At 70.6% G+C, this 22,436-nt stretch carries 23 protein-coding genes; 8 read left to right on the top strand and 15 right to left on the bottom strand.

The window, feature by feature from the left end; all coding sequences use genetic code 11:
- Positions 1-1,137 precede the first annotated feature (1,137 nt).
- Positions 1,138-1,758: a helix-turn-helix domain-containing protein gene (locus tag AB0J87_RS63455; protein ID WP_363985609.1), complete on the bottom strand. Its 621-nt coding sequence runs from the start codon at positions 1,756-1,758 to the stop codon at positions 1,138-1,140.
- A 140-nt stretch (positions 1,759-1,898) separates the two neighbouring features.
- Complete coding sequence (locus tag AB0J87_RS63450; RefSeq protein ID WP_363985607.1) at positions 1,899-2,279, bottom strand: hypothetical protein; 381 nt, start codon at positions 2,277-2,279, stop codon at positions 1,899-1,901.
- Positions 2,280-2,574: 295 nt separating this feature from the next.
- Between AB0J87_RS63450 and AB0J87_RS63445 the strand changes: the two genes are divergently transcribed.
- From AB0J87_RS63445 to AB0J87_RS63410, 8 genes are all read left to right on the top strand, one after another.
- Positions 2,575-3,699, top strand: a complete 1,125-nt coding sequence (locus tag AB0J87_RS63445) for a hypothetical protein (protein WP_363985605.1) — start codon at positions 2,575-2,577, stop codon at positions 3,697-3,699.
- Positions 3,700-4,921: 1,222 nt separating this feature from the next.
- Complete coding sequence (locus AB0J87_RS63440; RefSeq protein WP_363985603.1) at positions 4,922-5,836, top strand: NAD-dependent epimerase/dehydratase family protein; 915 nt, start codon at positions 4,922-4,924, stop codon at positions 5,834-5,836.
- On the top strand, positions 5,833-6,000 hold the full coding sequence (locus AB0J87_RS63435) for a hypothetical protein (protein WP_363985601.1): 168 nt from the start codon (positions 5,833-5,835) through the stop codon (positions 5,998-6,000). Before AB0J87_RS63440 ends, AB0J87_RS63435 begins: the two co-directional genes overlap by 4 nt.
- Before the next feature lie 360 nt (positions 6,001-6,360).
- Positions 6,361-6,660 carry a hypothetical protein gene (locus AB0J87_RS63430; RefSeq protein ID WP_363985599.1) on the top strand — a complete coding sequence of 100 codons (300 nt, stop codon included), beginning with the start codon at positions 6,361-6,363 and terminating at the stop codon, positions 6,658-6,660.
- Positions 6,661-6,767: 107 nt separating this feature from the next.
- Complete coding sequence (locus AB0J87_RS63425) at positions 6,768-7,157, top strand: transposase (protein ID WP_363985623.1); 390 nt, start codon at positions 6,768-6,770, stop codon at positions 7,155-7,157.
- A gap of 3 nt (positions 7,158-7,160) precedes the next feature.
- Positions 7,161-8,060 (top strand): helix-turn-helix transcriptional regulator, encoded by a 900-nt coding sequence (locus AB0J87_RS63420; RefSeq protein WP_363985597.1) that lies wholly within the window; start codon positions 7,161-7,163, stop codon positions 8,058-8,060.
- Positions 8,061-8,181: 121 nt separating this feature from the next.
- The gene (locus AB0J87_RS63415) at positions 8,182-9,189 is read left to right on the top strand and encodes a hypothetical protein (protein WP_363985595.1); all 1,008 of its coding nucleotides are present in this window, start codon (positions 8,182-8,184) and stop codon (positions 9,187-9,189) included.
- A gap of 18 nt (positions 9,190-9,207) precedes the next feature.
- Positions 9,208-10,104, top strand: a complete 897-nt coding sequence (locus AB0J87_RS63410) for an MBL fold metallo-hydrolase (RefSeq protein ID WP_363985593.1) — start codon at positions 9,208-9,210, stop codon at positions 10,102-10,104.
- 100 nt (positions 10,105-10,204) lie between these two features.
- On the opposite strand, the gene AB0J87_RS63405 is transcribed toward AB0J87_RS63410, so the two are convergent.
- The 13 genes from AB0J87_RS63405 to AB0J87_RS63345 form a co-directional block, all read right to left on the bottom strand.
- A complete protein-coding gene (locus AB0J87_RS63405; protein WP_363985591.1) occupies positions 10,205-11,251 on the bottom strand; it encodes an ABC transporter ATP-binding protein in 1,047 nt (348 codons plus the stop codon).
- Positions 11,224-11,463, bottom strand: coding sequence for an ABC transporter permease subunit (locus tag AB0J87_RS63400; RefSeq protein WP_363985621.1), 240 nt, complete (start codon positions 11,461-11,463; stop codon positions 11,224-11,226). The genes AB0J87_RS63405 and AB0J87_RS63400 overlap by 28 nt, the downstream gene beginning before the upstream one ends.
- A gap of 213 nt (positions 11,464-11,676) precedes the next feature.
- The gene (locus tag AB0J87_RS63395; protein ID WP_363985589.1) at positions 11,677-12,021 is read right to left on the bottom strand and encodes a ferredoxin family protein; all 345 of its coding nucleotides are present in this window, start codon (positions 12,019-12,021) and stop codon (positions 11,677-11,679) included.
- Positions 12,018-13,601, bottom strand: coding sequence for an FAD-binding protein (locus AB0J87_RS63390; protein WP_363985587.1), 1,584 nt, complete (start codon positions 13,599-13,601; stop codon positions 12,018-12,020). The genes AB0J87_RS63395 and AB0J87_RS63390 overlap by 4 nt, the downstream gene beginning before the upstream one ends.
- Positions 13,602-13,611: 10 nt before the next feature.
- On the bottom strand, positions 13,612-14,367 hold the full coding sequence (locus AB0J87_RS63385) for a DUF427 domain-containing protein (RefSeq protein ID WP_363985585.1): 756 nt from the start codon (positions 14,365-14,367) through the stop codon (positions 13,612-13,614).
- 1 nt (position 14,368) lies between these two features.
- Positions 14,369-15,394 (bottom strand): 2-oxoglutarate and iron-dependent oxygenase domain-containing protein, encoded by a 1,026-nt coding sequence (locus tag AB0J87_RS63380; protein ID WP_363985583.1) that lies wholly within the window; start codon positions 15,392-15,394, stop codon positions 14,369-14,371.
- Entirely contained in the window at positions 15,391-16,062 is a 672-nt protein-coding gene (locus AB0J87_RS63375) for an alpha/beta fold hydrolase (RefSeq protein WP_363985581.1), read from the bottom strand. The genes AB0J87_RS63380 and AB0J87_RS63375 overlap by 4 nt, the downstream gene beginning before the upstream one ends.
- Positions 16,063-16,084: 22 nt before the next feature.
- The gene (locus AB0J87_RS63370; protein ID WP_363985579.1) at positions 16,085-18,085 is read right to left on the bottom strand and encodes an ABC transporter ATP-binding protein; all 2,001 of its coding nucleotides are present in this window, start codon (positions 18,083-18,085) and stop codon (positions 16,085-16,087) included.
- Positions 18,082-18,915, bottom strand: a complete 834-nt coding sequence (locus AB0J87_RS63365) for an ABC transporter permease (protein WP_363985577.1) — start codon at positions 18,913-18,915, stop codon at positions 18,082-18,084. Before AB0J87_RS63365 ends, AB0J87_RS63370 begins: the two co-directional genes overlap by 4 nt.
- The gene (locus AB0J87_RS63360; RefSeq protein WP_363985575.1) at positions 18,912-19,862 is read right to left on the bottom strand and encodes an ABC transporter permease; all 951 of its coding nucleotides are present in this window, start codon (positions 19,860-19,862) and stop codon (positions 18,912-18,914) included. Before AB0J87_RS63360 ends, AB0J87_RS63365 begins: the two co-directional genes overlap by 4 nt.
- Positions 19,862-20,485 (bottom strand): hypothetical protein, encoded by a 624-nt coding sequence (locus tag AB0J87_RS63355; RefSeq protein ID WP_363985573.1) that lies wholly within the window; start codon positions 20,483-20,485, stop codon positions 19,862-19,864. The genes AB0J87_RS63360 and AB0J87_RS63355 overlap by 1 nt, the downstream gene beginning before the upstream one ends.
- Positions 20,482-21,516 carry an ABC transporter substrate-binding protein gene (locus tag AB0J87_RS63350; protein ID WP_363985571.1) on the bottom strand — a complete coding sequence of 345 codons (1,035 nt, stop codon included), beginning with the start codon at positions 21,514-21,516 and terminating at the stop codon, positions 20,482-20,484. Before AB0J87_RS63350 ends, AB0J87_RS63355 begins: the two co-directional genes overlap by 4 nt.
- Before the next feature lie 423 nt (positions 21,517-21,939).
- A complete protein-coding gene (locus tag AB0J87_RS63345; RefSeq protein WP_363985569.1) occupies positions 21,940-22,434 on the bottom strand; it encodes a carbonic anhydrase in 495 nt (164 codons plus the stop codon).
- Positions 22,435-22,436 lie beyond the last annotated feature (2 nt).

Below are 22,436 nucleotides of genomic sequence, written 5' to 3'. Positions count from 1 at the left end.
TGCTGGCCGGACGGCACAAGACGTCCGGGTGACGTTCGGATGGCCGGTTCGATCTCCCGAGCCGGCAGGAGCACGCAGGTATGATCTCGGGGCGCGCGGACTGGCCCGCCCCGGGGTCGGAAAGCCTGTACGAAACCCGCACAGAGCCCGCGGAAAGCCGGTCGTTCACCTCAGTGACCGTGCCCCATCGAACGCGGTTCGTGGTGGCGGGCAAGGAATTGGAGGTGTTCGCGGTGGCCGCCCGCCGGTTACCGCCGCGTCGTGCCGTACCACGCGGCGGCGGGGATCGGCACCGATCCGGCCTGTGGATGCGCAAACCCTGTATGGGCGGATCACTGGTATCGTCCGCAGCTCTGCGGCTGATACCTACAGCTCACCATTGTCGGGCTCCGGTTGATCGCTCGCCTCGGAGGGTATTGCGCCGGCATGCCGATCTGGTGAAACGCCGCCGAAGCCACCGATCACGGCAGCCAGGACTACCGCAGACGTGACCCCACGATCATCGTGATGACGAACTAATCCACAAACAACCTCCGACTCAGCAGACTCCACAAAGACGCGTTGGCCACCAGCTGCGATCCCACCCAGGACCAAAGGTTCGGCCTCGCGCTCACTGGCTGGATACGAGTATGAGCTGGTCTCGAACCGGCTGCCCGGCAGCGACATCACGCGGGGCAGGTTCGACCTCACCGAGGTGACCGGGGCCGAGCGTGCAGCCTATCCCGCCGACGAGGCGCGGCTGTCCGGCGGCGCGCGGATCACTGTCAGGCGAAGGGACCCACCGTCGCGCTCGGCGGAGCGGCGGGCGCCACGTTCTTCGTTGCCGCGGGCGAGGACGGCTACCACGGCCTGGCGCTCTGCGCCTGCCGAAAATGCCATCCGTGCACGTCAACCTGTATGTGAGTACTCGTGGAGGATGCCGCCAAGCCGGTCTCGTCGGCGTATGTTCAGGTCGGTGATTCGCTCGGGGTGCGTGATCGGGTCCGGGACGGGACGCAGCGGGGCGGCTTGGGCCAGGGTTTGGTGGGCGCGGTGCTGGTTGCAGAATCGTTCGTACTCGCGTAGGGCGTGCCGTAGGTGGTGTTCGTTCCAGAGCAGGCAGCGGTCCAGGAGTTCGTCATCGCTCCGTGATCGAGTTCATTCACGGCATCCGGATACCGGTGAGTATGGTCTGGATACCTGCGTCGGCGAGGATCTCGTCCATTGGGGCGGGGAACTTCCATCCCTGTCTCGGACCAGAAAGCGCGCCCGGCAGCCCGCATCCTCCAGATCCATCACAAGATTCTTGAACGCCTGGATCACCTGGTTCCCGCTCGGGTGAGCGGTGGTGCCCAGCACGCGGACACGCCGAGTGGCGTGCTCGATGACAGCCAGAATGTACTGGCGCTGGCCGCTAAGCGTGACGGTCTCGATGAAATCGCAGGCCAGCAGAGCGTCTGCTTGGGAGCGCAGGAAGTCGGCCCACGTGCTGGACGCCCGCTCCGGCGCCGGATCAACACCTTCGTGCTTAAGGATCTCCCACACCGTGGACGATGCGACCTTGATGCCGAGCGTGGTGAGCTCTCCGTGGACCCGCCGGTAGCCCCAGCCGGGGTTCTCCCGGACCAGGCGCAGGACGAGAGCGCGGATGGGGCGGACCGTGGGCGGGCGCCCAGGCCGCTTCGGCCGGCAGGTACGGGCATGACCCCGTTTCATCAGATCGCGGTGCCATCGCAGGACGGTGTTCGTGACGGTGAGGTAGGCCAGGCGAAGGAGCACGGCCGATCATCATGCCGCACTTGGTTCCGTCTCCTGGATGGCCGGAGCTCGCGCCGCCACGCGAAGCCTCGCAGGGCCATGACCAGGACGGATGTAATTATCGGCAGGCGCAGACGCAGGGCGCCGGCGGCTCGCTTTGCTCATCCAAAGCCTCCTGCCCACGCCATCGGATACAGTCGAGCTTTGAGAGGGCATCCGATCTCGTCCTCCGCGTCCTGTGATCGCGTCATCTGATCGTTAGTCACGGTGAGCCGCATGTGAATCACGCCCCCGTCCGCGCCTCGCCGACCTTCCGGTTGGTCGCCCGCCTTCAGCACCAACCGCACGGCCATCCGGGCAGTGTCGTGATACAGGTGCGGCAGCACCGAGACGTGAGTGTCGGCGGTCAGCACGATGCCGGCATGCCTCAGCGTGCCCTGCACCACCTTGAGCTCGGTACGCGACGCCAACGCTTTCGTGACTGCTCCGTGGCATAGGTCGTGCCGCCGGATCGTCGGCAGGCCCGCCGCATCAGGTCTCACGCCCTGCAGGTCGAGCGCCCCGCGGCGACTTCTGAAGCGGGAGGTACACCCGTCCGCACCAAGCGGTATGCCATCGCCGCGCCCAGAAGCCGACGGTGCCGCGCCACGCCGCGTCGTACCGGCACAGAAGAAGGAATTATGCCGCGTCTCTGACCAAAAGCGCTGATCAGGCACTCGCAACAACGTCAAAAAGGCGTCACGTGAGCGGCAGATCCAGCATCCTGGGCATGGCCAGAAACTGCCCCGAGCAGAGCTCTTCTTCTCTTGTCCTCCCCCTTTCCCTGAAGAGGTCTTCGTGACTCGGTATGCCATCAACCGTGCCCACAACACGCTTCTCGCGCAGTGGAGCACCGGCATCGGCGACACCGCCATCGTCGTGGCCCGGCTGACCCACGACCAGCTCCACCAGAACACCCGCCGACTCGCCGCCGAGCTGACCCGCCTGTCGCACCTCTGCTGGCGCTCCTACACGCACCCCGCCAGCTCCGCCGACCGGCACAGCCCTCACAGCCTCGGCTGGCACCGGCAACAGGAACGGGACGGCTTCACCACGATCCTCCCCACCCTGACCGCCACCACGCGAACCACCGACCAGCCGATCGGCACCAAAGTCGAGCAAGCCGCTCACGCCGTCGCCCGCGCCCTGCGCGTGCTCGGCACCTCTCAACTCACCACGCACGTCACCACCGACATCGCCGCCGAACTGGCCGCCATCGAACAAGCCGAACGCGGCGACCTGTCCGACCGCGCCCAGCAAGCCGTCGCCCTCAGCCGCGAAGACCCCTCACCCCTGCAGATCTCCCAAGCCGACCGCCTACTGCACGACAACCCCTTCGGCAGCCAGGACCTCTTCACACAGGTGGATCCCACCGCGGCCGCCATCGCCGCCGCCCACTGGTTCTACGCCGCCGTCACCATCACCGCCCAGCACACCGGCATGCACCCGATCCAGGTGGTCGCCAGCGCCGAGCAGTACGACAAACCCCTCGCCCTCGAAAGCCTCACCGACATCACCACAGCCATGAACGCCGGCGCCCGAACCCGGCACGTGGTCATGCCCCTCATCCGCAACGCCCTCCACATCGCCGACGGCCACCTGCGCGGCATCCTCGAAGTCCAACACCGCATCATGGCCGCCCAGGAACTCATCAGCAAGGCGCACACCGACCACCCCGGAATCGACCTCAGCCCCGACACCATCCACCTGCCCCTCACCTCGCTCGACCCCGCCAGGCCCGCCCCCGACCTCCTCGACAACCTGCTCCACGGCATCCACACCTGCTGGCGCCTCTACCAGCACCACGCCGACCCCCAACGCCCCGCCCCCGCAAACGTCGAGAATGCACGGCAACAACTCCGCGAAGCATTCCTCACCGCGACCCGAGAAGAAGCAGCAGCCCGAAGCGAACGACTGCTGTAGCACCCAGAGCGCATGCCGGCCTCGGATATGGCGCCAAGTGAAGCAGCATGTCAGCACCGAGTTCGTCGGAGGTTGCTCCCATGGCATGGCCTGCTCCAGGTACGCGGCAACCTGGAGCAGCAGGACCCCACGCATAGGCGGGGGCAATCCGCGCGCCGATTCGGATGCTCAAAGCAGGAACGCCATCCGCAAGCGGATCATCAGCACCGCTCATGCCGATTCGTGGACGCAAATCTGTTGGGCAACGGCTGCTCGTACGGGGTTCGATCGGCCGTGAAGCTCGAGCCTCCCCATCGAAGCCGGGTCCATGCAGCCGCGGCGAGGAAAGGGATTTATCGACACATAATGCCGATGATCAAGAACGCATGGTTGCTCGGTGGTTGCTCGCGTGCACGCAATACAGCCCGGCACGCATTGGCACGGGCCGACACAACAAGGGAGAGAATTCCGGAGTCAGCGCCGCAAAACAGCACTTGGCGACATTGAGTGACACCAATCGAACTGACTCATAATCCCTGGGTCGTGGGTTCAACTCCCGCCCGCCCTACTCTTCAATACCGCGTTTCGACCTGGTATTTCTCGCCGGCCTCGGATCACGTTGTTGATCTTGGTTGGTTGCTCGGTGGTACGCGACTTGCATGCCTATGACGATTTCTCTCTCACTGCGGATCGGAAGCCCGCTATGACCGTCCTCACGGTAAACCTGGTTCATCACTCCACATACAGCCGCTGACCCTGCATGGCGAACTTGACGTCTCTTCCTCGGGTCTCATCCCGCCTGCCATCGACACGTTGATCAATACCGGTCGGCAACGCCTCACAGTGGACACCGCCGATCTGACCTTCTGCGACTCCCAGGGGCTACGGACGCAACCCCTCTCGTCCACCGGCATGTCCCCTGAACCACTGGCATGCGCCTGCCGCCGCGAAGGCGGATGCCAGCCCGCACCTCATCTCGCCATAGCCGGTGTAACCACGGGGTTGCAGCTCAGGCGCTTCCTTGCCCTCCACTCAACCCGAGGCATCCCAGAGTCTTCACCGATCCCGGAGCGGTTCAACCTGGCGCCGCGACAGCACAGCCCTCGACGAGTTGGTCATGCGCGGCCCGACCCCGTCGATCAGATCAGGGAACCGATATGAGAGCAGTGCTCTTGAATTTCGAAGCCCGATGAGAGAGCATTGCTCTCGCAAGGAAGCACCAGTATCAAATGAAGGAGACACCATGGGCAGGCACGTCATCGCTGGAGCCGGACAGGTCGGCAAGCACCTCGCCGCGCACCTTCTCGCCCAGGGCCACGAGGTCACCGTGATCACCAGGTCCGGCAACGGCCCCGCCGGCGTCGAGGTCATCGCGGCTGACCTCACCGACCGCGACCGGCTCACCCAACTCGTCAAGGGCGCCGACGCCCTGCACAACTGCGCCGGCCCCGCCTACACCCGCTGGGCCCAGGACTGGCCCTCACTGGCCGCCGCGTTACTGGCCGCCGCCCAGGACACCGGCGCGGTACTCGTCACCGCCGGCAACCTCTACGCCTACGGACCCGTCACCGGGCCGATGACCGAGGACCTCCCTCTCGCCGCCACCGGTACCAAAGGCCGCGTCCGCGCCCGGATGTGGACCGACGCATTGGCCGCGCACCAGGTCGGCCGCGCCCGCGTCACCGAGATCCGCAGCTCCGACTACTTCGGGCCCGGCGCCAGCGACCAGACCCCCGTCGGCACGCGTTTTGTGCCTTCGCTGCTCGCCGGTAAGCGCACGTCCTTCCTCGGCGACCCCGACCAGCCCCATTCCTGGACCTACCTGCCCGACGTCGCCGCCGCCATGGCCATCGCCGCCACCGACGAACGCGCCTGGGGCCGCGCCTGGCACACCCCCACCAACCCCGCGCTGTCGGCCCGCGCACTGGCCGAGCAGCTGTGCGCACTCGCTGCGGCGCCCGCACCACGCCTCAACCGTCCCCCGGCGCCGATCTTGCTCGCCCTCGAACTGACCAACCCCGTCATCCGCGAACTGAAAGAAACCCGCTACCAGTTCGACCGTCCCTTCATCGTCGACTCCTCAGCCTTCGAGAACACCTTCGGCCTGACCGCCACCCCGCTCCACGCCGCGCTCCAGGCCACGATCAGCGCCGCATGAACCACCTGACGATCGACCGACCAAACGTCCGCGTGGCAGTTGAAGGGGCACGCCGTTGTGACGGTGGCGTCCTGAGCCGGCCCGACCGGCTCGCCCAGATCACCCGCGAACGCGACGACCTGGCCCGCCGCCTGACCGATCTCCAGGCGGACACGCAAGTGTGACGAGCACCCGTGTGCCGGCGACCGGTTAGAGGGAGCAGAGAGAGCCGGATTCCTCAGCGGGGGCTGCCGGGGCGGCGAAGAGGGCGACCAGATGGCGCACCGAGAGCCAGGCCCCGCCGGGGTCGCCTACGGGCAGGTCGAGGGTCAGCTGGTAGCGGGCGCGCCGGCCGATCCGCTCGTGTGGCCACCCAATGCGCGCGGACCCTGAACCCCCATGCTGCCCGAACTCGGGAGCAACGACGCCGTCATCGTGGCCGAGGTCGCCGACCTGGACGAAGCCGCCACCAATGCCGTCTAGGGCCGTTCTGCAGAACACAGCGCCACCACGGCGAAGACATCGCCCGCCGCCTCCTCGTCGGAATGACCAGCATCAACGACGCCCTCGTGTTCTCGATGAACCCCGCGCTGCCCTTCGGCGGCCGAGGCGACAGCGGATACGGGCGCAAGCACGGTGGGGGCTCCGCGAGTTCGCATACCCGCACTCCCCCTTCGCCAAGACCGGCCCTGCTCAGCTCTCAGTCTCGAGCCTTGGCAGGCCGGCCCACGCGATGGCGGCAGCCCTCGCCGCCCCAGGGTGGCTTCCGCCGGGTCGCCGGTCATCTCGCGGGTGACGTGCAGCCGGTCCGCCTCGGCCTGGGCGGCGCTCTCCCGCTCGGCTAGGCCGTGTTTGGAAAGATCACGTGTGTGAGGCGTGTCGGTGATCGTTGAACGAAGAGGTCTCCGGTAGTTGGTTCAACGACCAAGAAGAACGAAATACCGGAGACCTCGTGGCCAGCGTGGTGGTGACGAGGCGGCACGACCTCACTGACGCGCAGTGGGCGGCGCTGGAGCCGCATCTGCCTGCCGCATCGGGCAAGGGATGTCCGAAGTGGAGCAGGCGGCAGTTGATCGACGGGATCCGATGGCGGATCCGGACCGGGGCGCCGTGGCGGGACGTGCCGGCCCGCGACGGCCACCGGTTCACCGTGTACGTGCGATGCACCCAGCCCATTCACTGGCTCGGGAAGGTCATACAGGCCGTTGAGACCGAAGAGAACGGCCGGCTCGGCGACGGGGCCCACGGTGTGCAGGCAATCTGTAGTGCGGCCACGAGAGTTCTGCCGTGCCTATCCCCGGGAGGGTGTGGCTGGGTTGCGAACCGGCCACGAATACTGTGAGCCATGAACACGAGACGACAGCTCGGGGAGTTCCTTCAGTCAAGGCGTTCCCAGCTCCGGCCCGAGGATGTGGGGGTCGCCACCTACGGTGGCCGGCGCCGGGTCCCCGGGTTGCGCCGGGAGGAGCTGGCGCTGCTGGCCGGGGTGAGCGTGTCGTACTACTCGCGGCTGGAGCAGGGTCAGGCGTCCAACGCGTCTCCTGAGGTGCTGGACGCGCTGGCCGGGGCGCTGAACCTGGACGACGCGGAACGCCGGCACCTGCACGAACTGGCCACCGGCAGCCGCCGCCGGGGCGCCAGGCGCCGGCCAGCGCCCGAACGGGTCAGCCCGGCGACGCGTCAGCTGATCGCGACGCTGGGCGACGTGCCCGTGGTGGTGCTCGGCCGGCGCAGCGACGTGCTGGCGTGGAACACGCCGGGACACGCCTTGTACGCCGGCCATCTGGCCCCGGGCGCTCCGGACACACCGCGGCAGCGGCCCAACATGGCATGCCTGGTGTTCCTGGACGCACACACCCGTGACCTGTACGCCGACTGGACCGCCAAGGCACGTGCCGTGGTGGCGACCCTGCGGATGGCCTCCGGGTGGTACCCGGACGACCCGCTGCTGGCCGCGCTGCTCGGGGAGCTGACGGTCAAGAGCCCGGAGTTCGCCACGATGTGGGCCGACCACCGGGTCAAGGCCGGCGGCGACGCGGTCTACGAGATGCGGCACCCGCTGGTGGGCACCATGCAGGTGACCCAGCAGACGCTGCGGACCGCCGACGAGCAGGCGGTGGTCGTCGCCACCACCGAACCGGAGTCGCCCTCACACTCCGCGATGACGCTGCTCGTCCACAGCGCGGTCACCGGGCGTGCCTCCATCGCCCAGGACCCTCGGCCCGACGCGCCGGCGCGGACATGACCGGCTGACTCCTTCCCCACGCTTCCCCAGGTGCTCCGGAAAGAGCGCCCGATGTCGCACGCCCGCGAACCCTCGTTCGCGAAGCCATTCGTTCGCGAAGTCATTCGGAAAAGGACCAGCAATGCGCAACATAACGCTCACCCTCGCGGTCGCCGCCGTGGCAGCCGGGATCGGTCTGGTGACCGTACCGCCGTCGAACGCGGCGACGATCACCACCGCATCGTCCCCCTCGACCGCGCAGGCTCGCCCGTCGGCTGCGCCGCCGGTGACGTCACGGATCGCGGTGCACTTCGACCTGGCGAAGGGCCAACTGCCGGAGAACATCGCGCTGGGCCCGGACGGCACGGCCTACGTCACCTTCGCGACCGCCCGCCAGGTCGCCGCGATCAGCCCGACCGGCGCCACCCGGATCCTGGCGACCCTCCCCGCGCCCGCCGACGGCGGCGCCGACACGCCGGCCCTCGGGTTCGCGCTCACCACCGGCATCGTGCGCACCGCCGACGGCACGCTGTACTTCCTGTACGCCAGCGGCGACGCCGCGACCACCGGCCTCTACCGGCTGCCTCCCGGGCAGGAGCCGCGACGCATCGCCGCGCTGCCGGCCACCGGGCTGCCCAACGGCCTGGCCTATGACGAGCCGGCGAAGACCTTCTACCTCACCGACTCAGTGCACGGCACCATCACCACCGTGCCCCTGAACGGCGGCCCCGCCCAGGTCTGGTCCTCGGCGCGAGAACTCTCCGCCACCTCATTCCTCGGCGCCAACGGCATCAAGGTGCGTCATGGCGCAGTTTGGGCCACCAACCTCGACCGCGGCACCCTGTTGCGGATCCCGATCAACCGAGGCCGTCCCGGAGCCGTCCGGGTCAAGGCCGCCGGGCTGGCCGGCATCGACGACATAGCCTTCGCCGGAACCGGCGACAACCAGGTCATCGCGACCCTCAACGCGCCGAACAAGGTCGTCCGAATCGATGCGGACGGCCGCGCGAAGACACTCCTGACGACCGCCGCCGGACTGCAGAACCCGACCTCGGTGGCCGTACGCGGCCGTACCGTCTACGTGCTCAGCGCCGCCTACACCACCGCCACCGACCCCAACCTGGTGCTGGCCACCCTGCCGCGCCGCTGACCCTTGGAGACGCACACCATGCACGACATCAAGCTCGGCGACGTCACCGTCACCCGCATCGAGGAGACACACGGCCCGATCATGCCCACCCTGGCGTTCTTCCCGACCATGCCGGACGAAGCCTGGCAAGCGCATCGCGACCTGCTCGTTCCAGACCACCTCGGCGCCGACGACGACATGGTGCACGTCGCCATGCAGACCTGGCTGCTGCGCAGCGAGGGCCGTACCATCCTGATCGACACCGGCATCGGCAACGACAAGAACCGCCCCGCTGTCGAACCCTGGCACCGGCAACAGCTGGACTACCTCGGCCGGCTCGCCACGGCCGGAGTCCAGCCGGAGGACGTCGACCTGGTCGTCAACACCCACCTGCACCTCGACCACGTCGGCTGGAACACCCGCCTGGCCGGCGGCGAGTGGGTGCCGACCTTCCCGAACGCCACCTACCTGATGCCGGCCATCGACTTCCACCACTGGAACCCGGCCAACAATCCCGGCATCCCCGGCAGCGTCAACGAGTACGCCTTCGAGGACAGCATCGCCCCGGTGCACGCCGCCGGACAGATACGCCTCTGGGAGGACACGTACACCATCGACGGGAACCTGCACCTGGAGGCGGCGCCCGGGCACACACCCGGCCACGCCGTGATCAAGCTGGAGTCCGGCGGCGACCGGGCCCTGTTCGCCGGCGACATCATCCACACCCCCTTGCAGCTGCACCACCCCGGCCACGACAGCTGCTTCTGCGAGGACCCGGCCCAGGCCCGTGCCACCCGGCGCCGCCTGCTCGACTGGGCCGCCGACACCACCACCTTGGTCCTGCCCGCCCACTTCAGCGGCCGATCGGCCCTGGAGATCGAGCGGCGTGCCGAGGCATACGCCGTCAAGGAGTGGGGCCCATTCAGCCGCTACTGACCGCTCCGCCACCGGCGCCTCACCCTGCCTGGTTCGTCGCCGGTGGCCGAGCCCGCCAGGTGACCGCGGCCGCGCCCGCAGTCACCTGCCCTGGATCAGTTCACTCAGCGACACTCTCGCCGTCGGCGGGCGGCCCTGCGTGCTTGTCCGGCACGACGACGAGGCTGACAATGCGACGTGTGCGGCCCTGACCCCCAGTGCGGCCGATGCGTGTGACGACCGCCTTCTCTGTTTCCTCGATCATCGCGGCGAATTCGTCGTCGGACAGCCACACCGCCGCCTGCCGATAGACCACCCCGTCGCCGACGGGATCGGCGTCTTCGCCGGCGAGGTAGCGGTCGAAATCCGCCGGCAACGATGCGACGAACGTGCCGTACGCCCGTTGGTGACCTGCCGCGTCATGGCCGCCCGCGCCGCCGGGTCGGCTGAGCAGGTGGCGGCGTAGGGCGCCGAAACCGGGGTCGTCCTGGGCGCGGGGATGGGGAAGCGTGACGGGGCTGTCCTCGGCGATGCGCCCGTCCTCCAGCACGAGAGTACGGTCGGCGAGCAGCGGCGCCTCGTTCACGTCGTGGGTGACCAGGAGGGCGGCGAAGCCGTGATCGCCGCGCAGGCGGAAGAACAACGCCTGCATCCTGAGCCGGTTGAGCGCGTCCAGGGCGGCGAAGGGCTCGTCGAGTAGCAGGATGTCGGGCTCGCGGACGAGCGCGCGGGCCGGGGCAACGCACTGGGCCTGGCCACCGGACAGCTCCGCGGGCCACGACCGCCCCTGATCGGCGAGGCCGACCTCCGCCAGGGCCACCTCCGTACGCCGGGAGACGCCCGGTCTACGCAGGCCGAGCGCGATGTTGTCGGCGACCCGCTTCCACGGCAGCAGGCGGTGTTCCTGGAACACCACCGCGGTGCGGCCGGTGGTGCTCACCTCGCCGTCCGCCTCGGAGTCGAGCCCGGCCAGGATGCGCAGCAGCGTGCTCTTGCCGGAACCGTTCGCCCCGAGCAGCGCGACCACCTCGCCCCGGCGGATCCGCAGATCGACGCCGTCGAGGACCACCGCGTCGCCGAACACGCGCACGATCCCCGTGGCGGTGACCACCGTCTCCGCCGCCGCAGGGGTGCCGCGGCTCAGCTCGCCTTGGGGCCGCGCCGCCATGCCAGGGCCCTCCTCTCCGCCGTACGCAGGGCGAGGTCGGAGAGCAGTCCGAGGAACAGCGACGGCAGCGCGCCGGGCAGGACGACGTGCCGCAGCCGGGCCGCGGCGGGCAGACCGCAGGTCCGCGCCGCCTCCACCAGCCGCTCGTCGATGTTGCGGATGCCGCTGTAGGTGTTGAGATAGACAGGGAAGAAGGCCCCCAGCGCGACCAGCGAGATCTTCAGCGGCTCCCCGATGCCGACCTAGATGAGCAGCAGCGGGACCAGGCCGAGGTGCGACAGCATCCGCGCCATCTGCACCGGAGGGTCGACGAGGTCGTCGCCGAGCCGCACCAGCCCGGCGGCCGATCCGAGCGCGAGCCCCAGCCCGCCGCCGATGCTCGGGCCGATGACGGCCCGGGTCAGCGAGTGACGGCGCCTCCCCCGTCACGAGATGATCACCTGCGACGTCGCAGGCAGCACCGGCCCGATCGCGCGCCGGGCGCCCGGGGTGCGCCCGTGCCCCCAGCCGATCTGCCGGCGGTATCCACCCAGCAGCCCCCGCTCGGCCAGTTCCGTCACGTCGGGCGGCTCCGGGAGCGGGTGCGCGGCCGGGGCCACGTAGAGGGCGTCCACCGGGCAGTACGCCTCGCACATGAAGCACGTCTGGCAATCGCCCTGCCGCGCGATCAGCGGCACCCCGTCGTCCCCGCGCACGAACACGTCCGTCGGACAGGCCTCGATGCATTTGTCGCAGGTGATGCACCGGTCCCGCAGGACGATCTCGATCACGACGCCACCGCCAGCGGCCACCCGGTCTCCGGCAGCACCCAGACCTCGTCGAGCCCGCCGGAGATCAGCCGGTGGTGCTGGGCGGGATCGGAGCCGGGGTGGTCGGCACGCTTGTGCATGCCGCGGCTCTCGGTCCGGGCCAGCGCGCTGGCGTACATCCACCGGGCGTGGGCCGCCATCGCGGCGGCCGAGCGGGCGCGCACGACGTCGGGGCCGTCGGCGCGCAGGCCGTGCCTGGCCCGCTTCCAGGTCTCGTCGAGCGCGGCCAGCGCGGGCGCGAGCCGATCGCCGTGGCGCAGGTAGTTCTTCTCGTACGGCAGCACCTCGGCCTGGACCGCCTCGATGATCTCGCGGTGCCCGGCCGGGTCGCCGCCGGTCGGTCGCAATCCGGCGCGGCCCGCTCCGCGCACGGCCCGCGTGGCCCTCCGGGCGCCCAGAGCGCGGGCGTGACGGGCCGCGGCCTGCCCTGCCCAGGTGCCGGACGACATCGCCCAGGCCGCGTTGTGGCTGCCGCCGCCGGTGAAGCCCCCGCAGATCGGTTCCCTGGTGGCGGCGTCGCCGGCGGCGTACAGGCCCGCGACGGAGGTGGCGCAGTCGTAGCCGGTCAGGCGGATCCCGCCGGTCCCGCGTACGGTCCCCTCCGCCAGGAGCGTGACGGGGAAAAGCTCGGTGAACGGGTCGATCCCCTGCCGGTCGAAGGGCAGGAAGAAGTTGGGCTGAGCCAGTCGCATCGCCTGCCTGATCCCCTCCCCCGCCTGGTCGAGGCGGCAGAAGACGCGCTCGGACAGCAGCGCCCGCGCGATCACCGACCGGCCGCGCGTGCTGCCCGCACCCTCCAGGACGCTGCCGTCGGCATGGTAGAAGGTGGCGTAGGAGTAGAAGGCGGTCTTGGTTACGGAGGTGAACTCCGGAGCGATCGCGTAGGCGTTGGAGAACTCCATGCCGGACAGCTCGGCCCCGGTCTCCGCCGCGAACAGGGCGCCGTCGCCGGTGTTGACGTCACAGCCGAGCGCCTTGCTGAGGAAGGCGCAGCCGCCGGTGGCCAGCACCACCGCGCCCGCGCGCACCCGGTAGGAGCGGTCGTGCTGCCTGCGGTGGCCGGCCGCGCCCGCGACCGCGCCGTCCGCGTCCACCAGCAGTTCGGTGACAGGGCTGTGGTCGAGCACGCGCACCCCCGAGCGGCGCGCGCGGATGCGCATGCGGCGCATGTACTCCGGGCCCTGCAGGCCGCGCCGGATCTGCCCGCCGTCCTCACCCACCGGGAAGGGGTAGCGGCTCACCTCGGCCAGCTCGTTCATGTTCGCGTACGTCTGGTCCAGGACCCGGGCCATCCAGGCGCGATCGGCGAGGTACCCGCCCAGGGCCTCCCGGGAGGCCATCGCCGCCTCGCGGGAGGCCGGGTCGGGATCGACGTACCAGACTCCGGTGCCGGCGGCAGCAGTAGCACCGCTCGTGCCCAGGTAGCCCTTGTCGACCAGGACGACGTCGGCGCCCGACTCGGCTGCCTTGACGGCGGCCCAGGCGCCGGCCGGCCCGCCGCCGGCCACCAGGACGTCCGCGATGAGATCCAGATCGGTCATGACTTCCTCCTCATGGGAGATCCGCAGGGCGGCTCGTCAGTCCTGCGCTGAAGAAGGTGACGGGACGTTCCTGCGCGACGCCGTCGACGACGATGTCCACTGCCTCGTTGTAGAAGGCCACGTGCCCCTTGATCGGCGCGGCGGCTGGGATGGGGTCGGGGTAGGCCCAGGCGACGTCGGGCGGCGCGCCGCCGCCCTTGAGCGACCAGTACGAGGCCACCCCCTTGTACGGGCAGCGGGTGTGCGTCTCGGTCGGCTCCAGCAGGTCGAGCCGCACGTCATCCGGCGGGATGTAGTAGCGGGTCGGCAGACCCGTCTCGAACAGCAGCACCGCGTGACGGGTGTCCGCGACCACCTGCCCGCCGATCTCGACGACGACATGCCGGGAGCTGGGGATCGGGTCCACCCGCTTGTACGGGTCGCGCGGGTGCACGAAGATCTCCTCTTCCTCCTCGTACCAGTGGTCGAGCACGACGTCCGGATGCCGGAACCACGCGAACGCGATGTGGTCGGGAAGCTCCGGATACCGCCAGGCGGCGTCGCGTACGAGCGCGTCCCCGACCGCGAGGTCGTAGCGGACGCCCGGCGGCTCCCCGACGTCGCGAAGCAGGTCAGTACGCACGTCACGAGCGGGGAAGGCGTACCCGGGCACCGGCCGGCCCGGCTCCCACACGAGCACGGGGGCGCGGCTGTCCACGACGACGACGCCGTCGCGCAGACCGCGCACCCAGCGCTCGCTCGGCTCCCAGCGGAAGTCTCCGGGCATGTCAGGTCTCCGCCAGCTCGGCCACATACGGGCGGCCCTCGCGCCACGCCGCGACCTGGTCCGGCCGCCCGAACACCTCCAGATACTCCTCGACCTGCCGCTTGGCCTGGTCCCACAGCAGCACGGGCTCGTAGTCGGAGCCCTCGGGGCCGACGAACGGGGCCAGCGGCTCGATCACGGTGTCCAGGCTGGGATGCCAGAACACGCCGGTCGAACGCCTGGTGACCGAACCACCCGCGACCACCCGGTGCGTACCCGCGGACAGGCGGCCGTTCGTCCACTTGGTGAGTATGTGACCGGAGAACACCTGCAGGGCGCCGGGCACGATGGGGACCGGGATCCACTCGCCGTCGGGGCCGCGGCCCTGCAACCCGGCGTAGTCGCCGCGCTGGTGCAGCACCGTGAGCGCGGAGCCGTCGGCGTGCTCCAGCAGGAGCAGCTTGTCCTGGTCGGTGTCGCCGCCGTCGTCATAGGTCCAGGTCGGGTAGTCGTTGACGACGAAACTGGTGTAGTAGGGGCGTCCGGAGGTGGGGAAGGTGCCGGCGGGGACGCCGAGCAGGCGCGCGTACAGGGTGAGCACCTTCTCGGCCACGCCGACCGAGGCGTCGTGGTAGCGCGCGGCCAGGTCCTTCAGGCCCGGCTCCTGCGGGGGCCAGACGTTGGGGTGGGCGTAGAGCTGCGTGTGCTCGTCGCCGAGCCCGGCCGCTTTCGCCTCCTCGACGCTGCCGAACTGGCCGATGATGAAGCGTTCCAGCTCCAGGCGGCCGAAGTCGTCCGGCCACTGCCGCCAGCCGCGGTAAGGGTGGCCGGTAGGGCTGGCCAGCTCGGCCTTATCCTCGCGGGGCAAGGCCAGAACGCGGCCGATGGAGTCGTGGAAGCCGTCGATGAGCTCGTCGGGCACTCCGTGGTTGGTCACCTGGATGATCCCGATCTGCTCGGCCGCTTCGCGGGCGGTGTCGAGCAGTTCGGGCGGGGCGTCGTCGCTGAGGGCGAGTTCGAGGTCGATGAGGGGGATCTGGGCGGTCATGAGCTGCTCCTCGTGGTCGGGCCGGTCAGCAGGAGGTCGGCGAGCCGGGCGGGCGTGAGCCCGGCCGCGGTGGGTGGTGGTCCGTCGGGAGCGGGGCTGTGTCCCTCCGAGGCGACGAGCCGGGCGGACGGCACGCGCTCGCTCAGCTCGGCCACGGCGGCGTCGCTCAGGCTGCCGCGGACGACGGTGACGGGCGCTCCCCCGGCGGCGAGCCGGGCGAGCCCTTGCCAGAGGTACTCGGCGTCGTCCGAGGGAGCGGGATGCCCGGGGAGGGTTCCGATGAGAATGAGGGCGGGGACGAGGTGCGGGTGCCGGGCGGCCAGCGCGGCGGCGGCGAGCGCGCCGAGTCCGGTCCCGGCCACCGCCTTGGCCTTCGGGGCGAACGATCTGATCGCCTCGGCGATGGGCAGCACCAGTTTGCGGGGCGCGTAGACGGCGGTATGGCGGCTGGAGCGACCGTGGCCCGGCAGGTCGAGGGCCAGCGCGGGACGGCCTAGCCCGGCCAGCGGGCCGTCCCAGTCGCGGGCGCTGCCGCCGGCGGCGTGCAGCAGGACGACTTCCGGCGGTCCCGCCCCCCAGGCGACGCCGCTCACGTGGTCGCCGGTGGAGACGGTGACCCATCGGCGCTGCACGGGGCCGGGCAGACCGGCGAACTCGTGGTCGGACATGGTGCTTCCTCCCGGAGAGCGGTTATGGTGACGTGCTGTTCCCGGCTCGACGTGGGAGCCGCTCGGGATCGAGGTGACAGCGGACGACGTGCCCCTGTCCGAGGTCGCGCGCCGGTGGCGCGCTCGTGTCGCACAGTCCGCCGACGCGGCTGGGGCAGGTGCCGGCGAACGGGCATCCGGTGCCACTCACCCGGCCCGGAGGTCCGGGCCGGCGGCTGCCGACGAGCAGCGCCGTGTAGGGGTGGTGCGGGCCGTGCAGGACCTGCCCGGCCGGTCCCTGCTCGACGATCCGGCCCTGGTACATCACCGCGATCCGGTCGGCGAGGTAGCCGACGACGGCCAGGTCGTGCGAGATGAACAGGTACGACGTGCCGCCGGCCCGCTGCCGGTCGTCGAGCAGCCGCAGCACGCCGGCCTGCACGCTGACGTCCAGGGCGGACACGGGCTCGTCGCACACCACCAGGTCGGGTTCGCCGGCGAAGGCGCGGGCGATGGCGGCCCGCTGGCGCTGGCCGCCGGACAGGCGGTCGGGGCGGGCGTCAAGGATGTACGCGTCGAGGCCCGCCTCCCTCGCCAGGTCCGCCGGGTCTCGCGTGCCGCCGAGGCTGCGGGCCGCCTTGGCCAGGATGACGCGGACGGTGTGGCTCGGGTTGAGGGAGGCGTAGGGGTTCTGGAAGACCATCTGTACGGCGCGCCGCTGCCCGGGGTCCCGGCGGGTCACCGAGGGGTGGAGGGGACGTCCGTGCAACGTGATCGTCCCCGGTCCGCGTCCTGCCAGCCCGGCGACCGCCCTGGCGAGCGTGGTCTTGCCGCTGCCCGACTCGCCGACCAGCCCGACGACCTCACCCCTCCGGATCACCAGATCGGCACCGTCCACGGCCACGGTCCTGCCGTACCGGCGCGTCAGTCCCCGGACCTCCAGCAGCGGCCCGCTCTCCGGCACGGCGGGCTCCGTCTCCATAGGTTCCGTCTCCGTAGGTTCCGTCTCCGCGGGCTGCCTTTGCGGAAGCTGCGGTCGCGGTTCCGGTCGCCGGGCCTGGCCCGGGTGGTGGCAGCTCACCTGGTGGAGAGCCGCCACGCCCGAGGCGACGGGCGGCACAGGCACACCGGCCACCGCCACCGCCACCGCGGACGGTGCCGGGGCGGTGGAGTGGCACAACGTGTCCGCCCAGGGGCAGCGGGGGGCGAACGAGCAGCCCGCGAGCTCCTCTCCCGGGACGGGCGGATGGCCGGGGATGGAGGTCAGCGGGTGGGTGCGCCGGGTACGGCCCAGCCGGGGCGTACCGGCCAGCAGCGCCGCCGGGTACGGGTGCGCGGGCTCCCGGAGGACCGCCCCGGCCGGTCCCTCCTCAACCAGGCGGCCCGCGTACAGGACCCCGACGCGGTCGCACAGCCGTCCGACGAGATCCAGGTCGTGGCTGATCAGCACCACCGCCGCGGCGAGCTCGACCCGCAGCTCGCCGATCAGCTCCAGGATCTCCCGCTCGACCGTCGCGTCCAGCCCAGTCGTCGGCTCGTCGAGGACGAGCAGCCGGGGGCGGGCGGCGAGGGCCGCGGCGATGACCACCCGCTGCTGCTGCCCGCCCGACAACTGGTGCGGATACCGGCGGGCGATCGCGCGGGGATCAGGCAGGCGCACCCGTTCCAGCAATTCGGGGACCTCCCGGCGGTCGCGACCGCGCGCCCGCAGCGCCTGGGTGAGCTGCGTGCCCACCCGCATGGTCGGGTCGAGCGAGGCGCTCGCCTCCTGGTGCACGACGGCCAGCGCCGCCGCCCGCCAGCGCCGCAGGCCCGCGGGCGGCAGCCCGAGCACGTCCACGCCGTCCACGACGATCCGGCCCGAGGTGATCGCTCCGCCACGCGCGACCTGGCCTCCGAGCGCCCGGCCCACGGTCGTCTTGCCGCACCCCGACTCCCCCACGAGCCCGTACGTCTGACCGGGCGCCACCGTGAATGACACCCCGCGCACCGCCGCCTTCCCCGCGTAGGCGACGGACAGATCCTCGATCCTGAGCCCGGTCATGACGCCTCCCAGCGCCCGCGTAGCGCGTCCGTGACCAGCGCGATCCCGACCACGAGTGAGGCGATGGCCATTGCGGGGCCGAGCACCGTCCACGGCGCGAGCTGCAGCCACAGTCGGTTGTCCGACACCGACGCCCCCCAGTCGGGCGAGCCCGGCGGCTGTCCGAGACCGAGGAACGACAGCGTGGCCGCGGCGAAGATCGCGTCGCCGAAGCGGGACGTGGCCTCCACGAGCACCGTCGGGGCGACGTTCGGCAGGATCTCGCGCACCGTCAGGCCCCAGGACCGCTCGCCGCGCAGCCGGGCCGCCTCCACGTAGGACTTCTCCCGCTCCACCAGCGTGGCGGCGCGCACGCTGCGCGCCACGATCGGCACGAACGACGCGGCGATGACCAGCACCATGACCGTGACCGACCGCCCGGCCAGCGCCACGACCAGCACGGTCGCGATGATCGAGGGGAACACGACGACGGCGTCGAGGAACCGCATGACGATCTCGTCCACCAACCCGCCGTAGGTGCCGGCCGCCAGCCCCACCAGGGTCCCGGCCACGACCGCCAGCGCGGTCGCCGCCGGCGCCACCAGGAGCACCGGTCTGGCGCCCGCGAGCAGCCGCGAGAAGGTGTCCCTGCCGAACTGGTCGGTGCCCAGCCAGTGCGCGCCCCCCGGCGGCAGGAAGCGGGCGGCCGGGTCCAGCAGGTCCGGCTCGTACGGCACGAGCTGTGGCCAGAGCACCGCCACGATCGCCCATGCGAGGACGATCGCCGCGCCGATGCCCAGAGCGGCCTGGTGCCGGTGCCGCCGCGCGAACGGCAGTGCGATGGCCGTCACGACGCCGCCCCCAGCCGGATTCGCGGATCGAGCAGCCGGTACGCCACGTCGGCGGCGAGCACGATCAGCATGTACAGCAGCCCCAGCACCATGGCCGTGGCCTGCAGCGTCGGCAGGTCCTTGTCGACCGCCGACGACAGCAGCAGCGCCCCGATCCCAGGATGGTTGAACAGCAGCTCAACCGTGACCAGCCCGCCGAGCAGGAACTGCAGCTGCACGCCGAGCGCGCTGGTGGCCGGGATGGTGGAGTTGCGCAGCACGTGCCGCCGCACCACCTGCCACCGAGTGAGGCCGCGCAGTTCGGCGGCCCCCGCGTACGCGCTCCCGATCGCGGCCACGGCGCCGGCGCGGACGTGCCGGGCGACGTATCCGGTGCACAGCAGCACCAGTGAGAGCGCGGGCAGCGCCAGATGGCCCAGCCGGACGAGCAGGGAGGAGCCGTCCGGCGCCTGCGCCGAGGAGGGGAACCAACGCAGCCGCACCGCGAAGACCACCAGCAGTACCACCCCGGTCACGAACTCGGGCGTCGCGCCGAGCGCCAGCCCGGTCACGCTCACCAGCCGGTCCACGGGCCGGTCGTGGTTGACGCCCGCGACCAGCCCGAGCCCGACCGCGACCGGCACGAGCAGGGCGAACGCCAGCGCCGCCAGCAGCATCGAGGCCGCGAGGCGGTCGAGCACGAGGTCGCGGACCGGCACGCCGAGCGTGTAGGACTGGCCCCAGCGGCCAGTGAGGAAGCCGCCCAGCCAGTCCGCGTACCGCTCGGGCAGGGGGCGGTCCAGGCCGAGCTGGGAGCGCAGGCGGGCGACGGACCCGGCGCTCGCCTCGCGGCCCAGGATGGTGCGGGCGACGTCGCCAGGCACCAGCTCGGTCGTGACGAACACCAGAACCGACACCCCGAGCAGGGTCAGCGGCACGGCCACCAGCCGGCGCAGCAGGAAGCGCATCACACGACCTGCGAGACCGAGCTGAAGTCGACGTAACTGGAGGGGTGGGCCTGGATGCCGGTGAACTTCCTGCCGTTGTAGGCGCGGACGGTCCCGCTCCACACGGCCACGATCACCGGGATGTCCTCGTGCAGGACCTTGGCGATGATCTCGGCCTGGGCCGCCCGTTCGCCGGGGGTCTGGGCGGCGTCGTAGGCGTCGGCGGCCGCATCGAGGGCGGGGTTGGCGTACTTGGAGCCGTTCCACACGCCGCCGCCCTTGACCATGGGGATGATGAACTGGCTGGGGGTGGCGCGGCCGGCCCAGCCGACGAGGTTCGCGGCGGAGAACAGCCATGGGGTGTCCTTCTCCTGGTCGCCCCCGTAGAAGTCGGCCGAGGTGCGCTGGTCCAGCTCGACCTGGATGCCGGCCTGCTTGAGCTGGTTCTGGACGGTGAGCGCGTAGTCCTTGCTGGGCGGGTCGTACGTCAGGGTGAACTTCAGCGGCTGCCCGCCGAGCAGCTCGGCGACCTTGGCCGGGTCCTTGGCGCGCTGGGCGATGCCGTCCGGCGCGGCCGGGAACAGCGGGGCGAACAGGTGGTCGTTGCCCAGAGCCCCGATGCCGTCGTAGACGGTGGCGTTCACGCCGGGGGGTCCAGCGCGTACGCGACCGCCTGCCGCGCCTCCTTGCGGTCGAACGGCGGCCGGTCCGTGCGCAGCGTGAACGCGGTCAGACCGGTGCCCTGGACCTGGTCCACGGTGATGTCACCGAGCCCCTTGAGCGGGCCGACGAGCTGCGGGCGGCTGAGGATCTGCGCATCGATCTCACCGCTCTGCAGCGCCAGCAGGTCAGCCTGGTCGTCGGCGTAGAAGGTGATCTTCACTCCGTCGAGGTACGGTTTACCCGGCTCCCAGTACTTCGGGTTGCGGGTGAACGTGGCCCCCGACGACGCGTCGTACGACTCCAGCAGGAACGGCCCGGTGCCGATCGGCTTCTTCGTGAAGTCGCCCGCGTAGTCCTTCTTCAGGATCACCGCGTTGTAGTTGCCCGCCGAAACCAGATACGGGAAGTCGGAGAAGGCCCGTTCGAGCGTGAAGACGACCGTGGCGGCGTCGCGCACGCTCACCCCGCCCTTCGCCAGCACCGTGTCGAAGGCGGACAGCGCGGCGGACTTGGACTTCGGGTCGAGCAGCCGGTCGAAGCTCGCCTTGACGGTCTCCGCGTCGAGCGGCGTGCCGTCGGAGAAGGTGACGCCTTTGCGCAATGTGAACGCCCACCGCTTGCCACCGTCCTCGGACTCCCACTTCTCGGCCAGCCGCGGCTTCAGCGTGAAATCCCGGTCGAGCCAGATCAGGTAGTCGGCGACGAGCTGGACGATGGCGATGGCCGAGCCGTCGTACATGGTGACGGGGTCCACGGCGGTCGGCGGTGGAGGGGAGCCCGCGCGCAGGGTCCCGCCGCGTCGGGGTGGCGCGGACGCCGCGGCGTTGGCGTCCGCGCCGGACTGAAGAGCCCCGCTGTCCGCGCCGGTCAGCGGAGCCCCGCCGCCTGCGCCACAGGCGGCCAGCAAGAGCGAGAGGGCTCCCCCTCCTGTCCCGGCGAGCAGGACCCGCCTGGTCAAATCGGTGGCCCCCGGAAGGGCGGGCCGGTTGAAGGGATGGGGGAATTCCCTCATGGGTGCTCCTTCATGGCGAACTCTAACCCACTATTCAGATAGGAATACTCGGATGTCAACCCATCGAGACGTCATAGTGGCGGCTGTACAGCGGACCCGGTCGGCCACCTCGGAGAGACGGAGCTGGACCCCTGGCCAGCGCGGCACGATCCCCATCGAGCGGCGCCGGCAAGCTCGCCGCCATCGCCCGGTGGCGGGAGCAGGCCACGGCGGAGAACCTGTCGATCCTGCAGTTCGCCCGCCGGATCGCGCCAGCGCGCCTTCGACGGCGCTGCGTCGCACATCGCCGACGAATGGGTGCGGCACTTAGGCAGCCCCGATCGAGCACGGCGATCTCATCGTGCAGAGTGGCGGCCACGGCCGGGCCGTGCCGTGCGCTCGAATACGTTCACCGACCGGGACTGGAGCTCATGGCGGGTGCGGCTACGGCTTGACCTCGCTGAGCCGCCCGGTCCTGACGTCGTAGACGAACCCCCGGATCGCGTCCTTGTGCGGGATGAACGGGTCCGCCCGGATGCGCCGGACGGACTGGATCACGTCCTCCTCCAGGTCGGTGAACGCCTCGGCGGCCCAGTCGGGCTTGATGCCGACGTCGTCGTAGACGTCCCGCTTGAAGCCGTCGTCGGTGAAGGTGAGCATGCCGCAGTCGGTGTGATGGATCAGGACGATCTCGCGAGTGCCCAGCAGCCGCTGGCTGATGGCCAGACTGCGGCGCTCACCCGCCGTGATGACGCCGCCCGCGTTGCGGATGACGTGAGCGTCCCCTTCTCCCAGACCGAGCAGGCCGTAGACGTTGAGCCGCGCGTCCATGCAGGCCACCACGGCGACCCGTTTGGCAGGCGGCAGGGCCAGCGCCCCATGCCGGAAGGACTCGGCATAGCGCTCGGCGTTGGCGACCAGCTCGTCGGTGATGCTCATCG

It is taken from the genome of Nonomuraea sp. NPDC049625, assembly GCF_040675285.1.
Lineage (GTDB): Bacteria > Actinomycetota > Actinomycetes > Streptosporangiales > Streptosporangiaceae > Nonomuraea > Nonomuraea angiospora_A.
The sequence above is the reverse complement of the archived record's forward strand: the minus strand, read 5'-3'. Positions and strand labels throughout refer to the sequence as shown.